This is a genomic window from Paenibacillus naphthalenovorans (genome assembly GCF_900099895.1).
In the GTDB taxonomy this organism is placed as follows: Bacteria; Bacillota; Bacilli; order Paenibacillales; family NBRC-103111; genus Paenibacillus_G; species Paenibacillus_G naphthalenovorans.
In genome coordinates this window covers 1-10,948 of record NZ_FNDY01000058.1, presented here as the reverse complement: position 1 = coordinate 10,948, position 10,948 = coordinate 1, and the positions used below count along the sequence as shown (strand labels likewise).

Sequence of the window (10,948 nt, the reverse complement as noted above, 5' to 3'; positions counted from 1 at the left end):
GTTCGTGCTTGAACTTCATCCAAGCATAGAGAGATAAACCATTGCGGTTCTAAGGAAAATTATCAACACGGATAAGGAGTAAATGTTAATTCATTCCCTTCCTTATCCGTACCGATCGGGTCATGAAGCGATACGTCTTTGCGGGTCTTTTTCAGCGAACGCAGATGCATCAGGATTTCATTCTCAATACACCTTGCGGCAAACGTAGCCAGCTTGGTCCCTTTGTCAGGACTGAAAGATTCGATCGCTTTAATCAATCCTATCGTCCCGATCGAGATTAAATCCTCCAGATCTTCTCCCGTGTTATCAAATTTTTTGAGGTTGTGAACACGAACCGATGTCATTCCCAGGTGAAAGAAACTGCTGCCGCTTCAACTCGTCAAGCGCCCCAACCGCTGTAATCTGCACTTCATTCCCGTCGTAACGGATAATGATTTCATCAACCAGTGTCTCTACAATATGTCGCTTCTCTTCAAGGGTAAGCTCGTCGCCGGCGCTCTCAATGAAGCTTCGGACAGCTTGAGATACTTCTGCAATCCGGTTGGCCGATATTTCCTTCTCTACTTGGTCGGACAGCTGCCTTTCGTACCCGGCAAGCTCCTGCTCCAACGACTTTAGTCCGGCATTGATCTTTTGCATTTCGGAGAGCATCTCCTGCTCATCGATGACCTCGCGCTTGAACATGATTTTGATCTTTTCCTTCTCCTTTTCCTTCTGCTCCAGTTGACGTTTGATATGGTCCGCGGCGGATTGAAGCTCCAGGTTGATTTCATTGGCTTTGCTTTGCAGCCGCTTCATATAATCATCGGGATTAGACAGTGTCTCCAGGATCAGCTTCCAGACGTAATGGTCCAGCATATCGGCTCGTAACGTTTGAGTGGGGCACTTCTCAACCCCTTCGCCGTACTTCTTGGGAAACAGATTTGGACACCTGTAACAGGTGTAACGGATCTTTTCTCCCGTTGCCTTATTTACTCGCCCTGTATAAGTTGTGGCTTGCCACATTCTTCCACAATGGCCGCAGCGAATCATCGATTTTAATAAATACTGATACTTTACATTTCCTGATCGTTTCATGTTCTTCTCTTTCTGCACCTGAGCTAATTCGAACAGATGCGGGTCGATGATACTTGGCACGCTAACCTCAATCCAATCCTTCTCCTCGCGAAACGCATATGTTTTTTTCGGTGTACCGTTCTTGGTTTTCTCGCCGCGAATCTTCCGGGTTTCTCTCCGATTGTAATAAAACTTGCCAATGTATACATCAGAAGTAAGGACCCTTCGAATAGAACTGGCGCTCCAGTTCCTGCTTTCTCCGCGTTTGGGCACCGCCCCTAATGAATAGAGGCGATCCCCGATTTCACGAAGCGTATAATTGTCATGCACATACCAATGGTACATTTTACGGACAAATTCGGCTTCCTGCTCATTGATGATCAAGGTATTATCCTGAAGGTCATATCCGTAAGGGGCCACACGCATGGGCATGATCTTCTTGTCCTTCTCCACCGCTTTAAGCCTTCCGCGTACCGTCCGCTTCTTGATTAAGGACAACTCGTATTGGGCAATGGAACTCATCAGGTTAAAGAAAAGCTGGCCTTCCGGCGTATTCCGGTATTCCGTGTCTACGAACACCAGCTCGATATCGCTCCGCTCCAGCTCTCGGCAAAGAATTAATTTATCTGTTAAGTCCCTGGTCAACCTGTCGGGATGAGTAACAATCAAGCGACGGATCAGACCTTGCGCCGCATCCTGCCTGAATTCATTCATGGCGGGCCGGTCGATATCTTCTCCCGTGAATCCTTCCTCACGATACACCTTGATCATAGATTCGGGAATTCCCAAGTCCTTCGCTTTCCGCATACAGATTTCAATTTGAGCATCAAGGCTTGTGCCCTCTGAGGCTTGCATACCTGTAGAAACACGTGGGTAGATGGCTGTATACATGGAGGTTCGCTCTACTCCTTTCTTACATAATTACTTTCCAGTATGGACAAAGAGAGAAACAAAAAAACCGGCTTATTCAGTCGGCTTTAGGATCAAACGCTTTAGGATGTAATCGATGACGGCATTTTTGGCTTCCGCGGCGGATAAGGTGTTTGAGACTTGAGCCGATTCGCTGTATAAAGTATGAGGCACATATACGATTTTGATTGTCGGCATTCGCTCCATACTTTTCACCTCAATACACCTTATTCCGTCGGCGGTTTGTCCTATCACAGGTGGATAGGGTTTTGGATATACTTGAACTCTGCTTCCATGATCCGGACAATAGCTGAATCATCTTCAGCACCTATGAATGTCCAGTACCGGTACCCAGGCACAACGGATTGGGTAATGAAGCCAGACCATTTGAAGGACGTCGACTTTAGCCCGGACATGAGTTGGTCCAAACTCAATAAGTCAGCTTGATAAAGATCAACGACGATCACATCCGCTCGTGATTCCAAACGGATATAACATTCTTGATCCGTGCTTGCCTGGATGGCATATCCATTCACATTTCTATTTCGGCCTTCAGCCATTCTCAATAACGGGATTATGTCTTTCATATGAGTTAAAGCTATCCCACTAAAATCATAATTTTTGAAGTTCCATCGCTCCACAACAGACCCATCCTTATAAACCCAATCAAAAGGTACGCGGTGGATGATGCCAAATTGGGCTAGCAGCTCATTGGTAAATCTTCTTCTATATTTCACTGGATGATATAGGTCAGAAATCGTTGAAGAAGAATCCGAAAAATCCCCCAGCAAGAGTGTTCTTAGCTCCACTGTCCTTAAAGCAAAAGCCTGAATCAATGCTTTTCGACGATAAGGCAAGGATAGTTTCCGTAGCAGAATACCAAAAGTTATTGGGTCAGTAGCTGCCAGTTCTTTCACCTCATACCAGTCTTGATCATGCCTGCTGATATAAGTGATTTCATCTATTTCATCCTTGATGAATTGGAAAGCCAGTTGAAGAAGATCTACCTTCAACCTAAGCTTTACCCTCCATCAGCTTAATCCCGTATCAAGGCATCCATCATCATCTCTCCATATATGGAGCAGATTCTTGTTTCTTTCGACCGAAATCCTCGCACAACCCGAAAATCCAACGTGTTTTTGCTCCAAATGTGGAGCAACCGGGACAGAAGTTAAAGCAAATGATACCTTTACATCAATGATGATGGTCACCGGACCCCACCTCCTTTCTAAGCAAAAACTGCGGTCTGAACGGTCGAACTAACAGAATCTGAGGGAGAGATGCAGATGGATAGCGATCAGGATATTAGAGATATGGATATATTCCGATCAGATCATTGGAAGCAAAATGCGAAAACTATCTCGTCGAATGCTTCTTATGAGAAATCAATTTCGCAAGAATGTTTAATCAGCAAAGACATTGGCAACCATGATATCAAGAATTTAAACATGAAGAAGGTGCTGTTTTTCTTGAATAGCATGTACGCCATCACATTTCCCGAGCATATCATTATTCGCCGATTAGGTTCGCGCGGGCTGAATGATTGGATTTGGTCAACGCAAATTCAAGGATATATAACCGCACCGGCGATTCTTGAATATCTGGAAATGAAAAAGTCTTACAAACCAACAACTTACTTTGCGTTAACCAATTATGCGCTGAAACTGGTCCAGTTTTTCAAAACCCAATTGAATCTCAATACCCAAGACATTCATGATGAGCAGCTTGCAAACAAAGAAATTCTTATTCAGTTTGTTAATACATCATATCCGGACCTCATTGAAAAGAATTTTCTTTTAGCCGTTTATAGTAAATTGCTGCCTGGTGAATTCGAGATTGAAGAGTTACAAAAACGTTCATCCGAGAGAATGACTCAACCAATCAATCATCCGGCAATTCAAGCTCATATTAACGACTTGCTTCGGTCGGGAGTGAAAGAGCAGTCCATCCAAGGCAAGTATAAGTTCAGTTATTCTAAATTTCTGAATTGGCTGCATCATAACTATGCAGAATTCCAACAGACACAACCTGATAACATCCCGCTGTCCAGAGTGACGGAAACCCACTTATTGGAATTCAAACGGCATTTATTAAAGCTCGCCGCAAATGGAACATGCAGCAAACATACTGCTAGCGACCACTTGTATGACATTCGCTACCTGTTTTCTAATTTGTATAAAATGGGTTGGTTAACCAAGGATATTACCTTGGATGTCTCCGGTATCCAATATGATCGCTATCATTATCGCGACCTGCCTACGGACTCGGATTTGCAACGCTTCTTCCTGACCATCGAACAATATGCCGATCGACCCGAAGCGGATCGAACAGCCTTTGGGTTGATGGTTTGGTTAGGCTTAAGAATTCATGAAGCGGCTCGCATCCGCCGGGAGGATATTAATATCGAGAACCGCACCATTTCCATATTCGGCAAGAACGAAAAAAGCGTCTTGCTTCCCATTCCAGAACCTTTATTGCAATGGCTGATCGAATTGCTCGAAACTCGCCCAAATAAAGATTTTGTATTCAGCGAAAATCCCAAGTCCTTTATCCGGGAACTGCGAGATCGCTATAAACTTTACGCTTTCGTTGCAGGTTGGAAATATCAAGGAGGTCCTCATTTACTTCGGCACACGTTTATCAGCAGATTGTCAGAACATCAAGATTGTCCGCCGCAATTGCTGATGTATTTGGCCAGACATGATAGACCGGAAAACACCGTTCGGTACATTCACCGAAGCAACACTCAGCTGCAACATGCGATTAATCGAATTGATTACCGAGAGGAGAGATGATCATGCCAAAGATCATTCAAGATACACATCTGCAGGAACTGAACAATCGGATGAAAGAACTTTTAAGCAGCTACGGCGCCGATAAGTTGACTTTGTCAATACAATCGCTGCCTCTTCAATTTCATCCATCTCAGAAGACACCCAAGAATGAACCCGACGTATTACTTACGGACGCTGTCGAATCATTTTTCCTTAGCAGTAATATTCTCGAATTAAGCAAAACTTCACAAACGACGTACCGATCTGAAATGAAGCTTTTCCTTCAATATGTGCAGCAGCATTTTGGCAAAAATGCGCTCTTTCAATCCACCACGAACGGTGAATTTTTGTCCGATTACATTAACCAGTACTCTGATCAGAATACAAAAGCCAAAAAGTCTTCCTTTCTTCGGACCTTCATCAAGACCACCTATAAAAAATTTTATGGACATCAAGACTTGGAGCATTTAAAGAAAGTGCTGAGAGTGAGATGGTTGAACGATGATACGCCAAAAGCATTTACAAAGGCGCAGATCGCAGAAATATTAATGATTGCCCAGTCGCGAAATCACGATACGCTCTACACGGCCATTATTTGGACTTTCCTTGGGAGTGGCATTCGGATTAATGAGCTGTGTCATTTGCAAATCGGAGATATAGATCCGCATACACAAACCTTGAAAGTGATTCCCAAGGGAGCAGAGAATACAAAGAAATCGCGAAAAATCAATCAACTGGCGTTACTGATGCTTACGGATTATATCGAAAAGAAGTACAGTAGAGCCCGTGAAACATTGCCCGAATCCGAGTATAAGCAACTTTACGTCTTCTCAAGCACCGGGGGCAAAAAGCCGTTAACGCCGAGAGCCATTCAACATTTTATGAAAAGCATAATTCTAGAAACGCAATCCATTCCTGTTGAAGATAAAGATCGACTTGGTCCTCATTCGTTTCGGCATACGTTTGCCATTCAGGGCCTTGAAGCCGGCATTGACATCTACACCCTTGCCAAACTTCTTGGTCACGAGTCCCTGGACAGCACCATGAAGTATTTGAGAATGTTCGACGATCAGTTAAAGCATGCCATTAACAAGCATCCATTCGCCCGTGAGGTGATGAGGCAAATCAAAGAGAGGTTGGAGAGCAAATGAACCGTTTGTTGATGGATTCCCGCTACTACAAGAACTGGTTGAAACACAGCCAACTTAAAGAATCTGCGAAATACGCGTACAGCCGACAACTTATGAGATTCGAGCAGTATCTAAGCCGAGATTATGAAGGGGAATTGGATTTTGACCATTTTTACTTTGATATCCTCACGAAGACCTATAGACCCATTGACGCCGATTGCATTGACGGATATATCCAGTTCCTTAAAGAGGAATACAATGCCACCAAAAACACTTTGTTTAATAACATCGTCTATCTAAAAAATTTTTTCGAACTGCTTTATGGTCTGGGATTGATCCTACACAATCCCATGAAAAATTATCCGAATCCGTATTATGAACGCCGCATCATTGACCGTTCTCTTTCGATCGATGAATGCCGACTATTATTTCAGGCCGCCCTTCAAGCCGATCCATTCGTAAGGAAATATTTTACGCTGCTATTGTTAATGACGACGACTGCCTTGCGAAGTAGAGAAATCATCCAGTTGACTTATGATCAAATTGATTTTGAAAGGAACGTTATTTACGTCGATAAGGGACAGAAAACGACCGCTCAAGCGGTTTATATGCCTGACACTCTGGTTGACGAATTAAAGCGCTACTTGCAGCACGATTCTTTTGAAGAATGGAGGAAATCCGGACGACGCGAGGTTTTCTTTGAAAATAACCGTCCGCTTACCAAAGAATCTCTGAACAAGATCATTAAGCGATTGTGCAAGAAAGCGGTAATTCAAAAAAATGTAACCGCCCGCAGTTTCAGACATACCGCCGCTTATCTGATGCAAAGCAACGGAATCGATATCACCATCATTAAACGTCTACTCCGTCATAAGCACTTATCAACAACTTTACGGTATGTACCGCCGGTCGATGCCTCCACACTCGTAAATCACGCGAGTCCTGATTTCGTTCAATAAAAGAGAAAGAACCCGAATGAAGCAGCTAAAAAAGCTCATTCGGGTTCTTTGTATGAACAATTTATTGTAAGCACAGACGCATGCCATGCTATCTATTAAGCGCATCAAAAGCGAATTGGATACCAATGAGAATGGGGAATGGTATCACATCAAATGTCCTAGGAGACATGATTTGGACCAGAGGATGGTCACTGATCAAGCTTCCGTTGGGAACAGAAGCAATAGTAGGAATGTAAATATTGTAAATTGAATTAAAAGAAAATACAAGTCTTATCGTTTCAACTCTCTATAAAAATGTTCAGTCAGCCTATCGATCCTTTCCATTCCGATATAAGAACTTCATACGAGCGGACTGCCCCCGAGGATCGCTCCTCTGACTGATGCTAGACTATACATTGGACACGGAGAACCGAGAGTGCGACAATAAAAGCATTCAAGATCGAGGTGTCCGAGATGACGAAAAAGTACGACAGAGAATTTAAACTTCAAACCGTTCGGCTCATCCAGGAGGAAGGAAAGACGGTGGCGCAGGTAGCCCGGGAAATGGGGCTGCATGAGAATACACTGTACCGATGGATCGCCGAATTCAAGAAAGACGGTCTGCAAGCTTTTCCTGGCAGTGGACAGCTGAAGCCGGATGACAAAGCCTTGCGCGATCTCCAAAAGCGAATTCGTGATTTGGAAGAGGAGAACGAAATCCTAAAAAAGGCCATGCACTACTTCGCAAAAGACCGGCGCTAATCTACAAATTCATCCACGATCGCCGCTTCAAGCTCCGTGTCGCGAAGATGTGCTCCGTTTTCCAAGTATCCAGAAGCGGTTATTACGAATGGGTCAAGCGAAAGGAGAGTCATCGCAGCAAGCGTCGAAAGCAACTGGAGCAACAGATTCGCCGAATCTTCATCGATTCCAGACGGCTCTACGGAAGTCCGAAAGTGTGGCAAGTCCTGAAGCAACAAGGTGTTCACGTATCACAGAAAACCGTTGCCCGTATTATGAAAGAACTTGGATTGAAATCTCGCACAGTGAAGAAATACAAGGCAACGACGAACTCGAAACACGATCTGCCTGTAGCTGACAATGTGCTGAACCAACAGTTTTCGGCGCAAAAGCCAAACGAAGTCTGGATGGCCGACATCACGTATAGTACGCCCAGCTAACAAGTTCCTATAACGGAACAAGTTACTTGAGCATGTTTGGAATGCATGTCCAGATTTTTTTTTTACAGACATGCCCTTCTTCTGCTATGAGAAGGAGTGAGCCGAAGCGGCGATGACTTGCCGACACTGGCAAGGTGACGTAGTCCGCGGGAAACGGGGCTTGCGGCGAAGCGATTACGCCAAGATGAGTCTCTAGGCTGAGCATGGGAAGGTTGAGGAACACGAACCTATTAAACCGCATCTGAGGGTTGAAATGTCACCCCTGCCTACATCGCTTAACAGGCAGGTCACGGACTGAACTGCCATTAGCCCGCATTGATGGCATTCACGAAGTCTGGTCAAACATGTAAGTTGACCCGATGGGATTCACGGTGAATGCATAGCTAGACCGCGATGTCCGCGACGACTTGCAGAATGCAAGGATAAAGACTGCGATAGGCAGCCTAACCCATGTGTGGAGTCCAGCATGTGAACTGGGGAAAGTCTACATAGATGCCAAGGGAGTGTGTTCCCCGATGCTATGTGGAATGACGGAGTCTCCGTAGTAGTCCGAGGCCGGGAAAGCCGGTCACATGGCGAAGGGAGACAGTTTAAGTGGTTTGCTTGGCTCATTAACTGACCATAGTGAGGTGAAGACCTTTGATAATCAGTGAAATGCAAAGCAAATTGGCGACATGGTCAACAGAAAGCAAAGAACGTAAATTTGACCAATTACTACGACTCATCGCTAGCAAGTCTTGGCTTAGTGAGGCTGCGAGCATCACGTTGTCCTCCAGCGGCGCACGAACGCCGGGTGTAGACGGTATCGACAAAATGAAGATGCAAGATACACTTGATGCTGAACTGGAACTGCTGCAACACGAGTTGCTAACCGGAACGTACAGCCCGCGACCTGCCCGCCGCGTGTATATCCCAAAAGCGAACGGCAAACTTAGACCGCTAGGCATTCCCTGTCTTAGAGACCGTATCGTACAACGCGCAATGCTAATGGTCATGGAACCTATCTGGGAGAGTGACTTTCATCCTCAATCATACGGGTTTAGACCAGCGCGAAGTGTCCACCATGCCATACGAACAATCAAGATGCAATTGCAAGATGGCAATGAACAAACCAATGCAACTGCCGGTCGGTGGGTCATAGAAGGTGATCTGGCCAGCTACTTCGACACTGTTCACCATCGATTATTAATGAAGGCTGTTCGTAAACGTATCTCAGACCAGCGATTCCTCGGCTTGCTCTGGAAGATTATTAAAGCAGGCTGTGTAGATCGCGGTCTATTCCGTGCCTCTAGTGAGGGAGTTCCGCAGGGTGGTGTTATCTCGCCGCTCCTATCTAATATCATGTTACACGAATTTGACCGATGGATGGAAGCGAAATTTCTAAGCAAGAAGGTACGGAAAGATCGTTGGGCTTGGAACTTTGGCATCCAAACAGGACGCCCTGTGGCGATACGTGAAAACCGACAATGGAAACCAGCAATCTCCTATTGCCGTTATGCTGATGATTTTGTGGTGGTAGTCAAAGGAACCAAGGCCCATGCAGAAGAAGTGCGTGAAGCATGCCGTGAATTTCTCGAAGACAAGTTGAAGCTAACGCTTAATATGGACAAAACACATATTACGCACGTGAATGATGGCTTTGTGTTCCTTGGTCATCGTATTATTCGCAAACGGGGGTCTCGTGGGCAAATGCGTCCAGTGTCATCTATCCCCTGGGATAAATACCGCCGCTTCACAGAGAAATTAGTCAAGCAACTGTCAGGAAACTACGGTATGAACACCATGGATTTAGTTGAAGGTTTAAACCGACAACTTGCAGGCTGGGCAAACTTCTATCAATACACAGATCACACAGCCGCCATATACGGCAAAGTAGATCGTGTTGTGTTTTGGAAACTTGGTTACTGGCTGGCCCGAAAGTACAAGCGTGGTTTTCGACAACTAATGAAAGATCATGTCCGCTCCCCAAGTAAGGGTAAGGCTAAAATTTGGGTGCTGCAAGGACAAAACAGTCGTGGATTCTATGGAGAACTGGCGCTAAGAAGGCTAATTACTAGTCGCAAGGGCTGGTTTACATGGAAAAATCCACCCGGAAACCCTTATATACTTCGTTCTGAGAAGCGGCGAATAATTGAATCCTATTATGATGAAGTCGCCTTTGCTTTAAGCAACACTTAAATGGAGAGCCGGATGCGCTGAGAGGTGCAAGTCCGGTTCGGGAAAGAGAGATTGGGAAATAGTTCGACTACGCCCTATCTCTTATTTCACTCCCGACAGATGAAGGCTGGCTCTATCTGGCTAGCATAGAGGATCTGTGCACCCGTAAGATCGTTGGTTTTCACATGGACGAACGAATGACCAAATCGCTTGTACTGAAAGCGCTGGATCAGGCTTATCAGCTTCAGCGGCCCAAAGGGAATGTGCTGCACCATTCCGATCGCGGCAGCCAGTATGCATCGCACGATTACCAAGAGCGGCTGAGAACGTACTGCATGATAAGCAGCATGAGTCGCAAAGGGAATTGCTACGACAATGCTTGTATTGAGTCGTTTCACAGCATTCTAAAGAAAGAACTTATTTATCTCGAGAAATTCAAGACACGCAAAGAAGCCAAAAAGCGGATTTTTGAGTACATTACATGCTTCTACAATGGAAAAAGGATCCACTCAGCTATAGGGTATCTCACGCCCAATCAATGCGAACGTACGCTCTGTTCTGCTGCGTAATTTTCTCGGTTTTATGTGTCCAATCTATTGACAGAGGTCCAGACCTCATCGCTGCCAGGGTTCATTTTTTCGTTATCATTGGTTATCGGTAAGTCCCAGAAGCCTTGTTCTGTAAGGATTTTCCGGTCATTACGTTATTTCATGACCTATGCAGTTCGTGGTAAGACCTGGTAAAGTTCTGGTCTGGGTGTAACCCAAAGAAGCATTAAATAATGCTCTGGCCAAAACAATTCA

Annotated in this window: 8 protein-coding genes and 3 pseudogenes; 6 read left to right on the top strand and 5 right to left on the bottom strand. The window is 45.0% G+C overall.

Going from position 1 to position 10,948, the window contains the following annotated elements; genetic code table 11:
* Positions 1–83 precede the first annotated feature (83 nt).
* The 5 genes and pseudogenes from BLT35_RS25485 to BLT35_RS25470 form a co-directional block, all read right to left on the bottom strand.
* Positions 84–326 (bottom strand): annotated as a pseudogene (locus tag BLT35_RS25485) (sigma factor); the annotation flags it as partial.
* Positions 307–1,947 carry a recombinase family protein gene (locus BLT35_RS25480; RefSeq protein WP_074730164.1) on the bottom strand — a complete coding sequence of 547 codons (1,641 nt, stop codon included), beginning with the start codon at positions 1,945–1,947 and terminating at the stop codon, positions 307–309. The gene BLT35_RS25480 and the pseudogene BLT35_RS25485, both read right to left, overlap by 20 nt.
* Positions 1,948–2,019: 72 nt before the next feature.
* Entirely contained in the window at positions 2,020–2,181 is a 162-nt protein-coding gene (locus BLT35_RS27270; RefSeq protein ID WP_175472069.1) for a hypothetical protein, read from the bottom strand.
* A gap of 35 nt (positions 2,182–2,216) precedes the next feature.
* Positions 2,217–2,978 (bottom strand): hypothetical protein, encoded by a 762-nt coding sequence (locus BLT35_RS25475; protein WP_074730163.1) that lies wholly within the window; start codon positions 2,976–2,978, stop codon positions 2,217–2,219.
* Between the two features lie 18 nt (positions 2,979–2,996).
* Entirely contained in the window at positions 2,997–3,176 is a 180-nt protein-coding gene (locus BLT35_RS25470) for a hypothetical protein (protein WP_074730162.1), read from the bottom strand.
* Positions 3,177–3,251: 75 nt separating this feature from the next.
* Between BLT35_RS25470 and BLT35_RS25465 the strand changes: the two genes are divergently transcribed.
* The 6 genes and pseudogenes from BLT35_RS25465 to BLT35_RS25435 form a co-directional block, all read left to right on the top strand.
* Positions 3,252–4,760 (top strand): tyrosine-type recombinase/integrase, encoded by a 1,509-nt coding sequence (locus BLT35_RS25465; RefSeq protein ID WP_074730161.1) that lies wholly within the window; start codon positions 3,252–3,254, stop codon positions 4,758–4,760.
* 2 nt (positions 4,761–4,762) lie between these two features.
* On the top strand, positions 4,763–5,890 hold the full coding sequence (locus BLT35_RS25460; protein WP_074730160.1) for a tyrosine-type recombinase/integrase: 1,128 nt from the start codon (positions 4,763–4,765) through the stop codon (positions 5,888–5,890).
* On the top strand, positions 5,887–6,828 hold the full coding sequence (locus BLT35_RS25455) for a tyrosine-type recombinase/integrase (RefSeq protein WP_074730159.1): 942 nt from the start codon (positions 5,887–5,889) through the stop codon (positions 6,826–6,828). The genes BLT35_RS25460 and BLT35_RS25455 overlap by 4 nt, the downstream gene beginning before the upstream one ends.
* Before the next feature lie 453 nt (positions 6,829–7,281).
* Positions 7,282–7,973, top strand: a pseudogene (locus tag BLT35_RS28105) (IS3 family transposase); the annotation flags it as partial.
* A 669-nt stretch (positions 7,974–8,642) separates the two neighbouring features.
* Entirely contained in the window at positions 8,643–10,166 is a 1,524-nt protein-coding gene (gene ltrA / locus BLT35_RS25440) for a group II intron reverse transcriptase/maturase (RefSeq protein ID WP_074730165.1), read from the top strand.
* Positions 10,167–10,255: 89 nt separating this feature from the next.
* A pseudogene (locus BLT35_RS25435) lies at positions 10,256–10,714 on the top strand (IS3 family transposase); the annotation flags it as partial.
* Positions 10,715–10,948 lie beyond the last annotated feature (234 nt).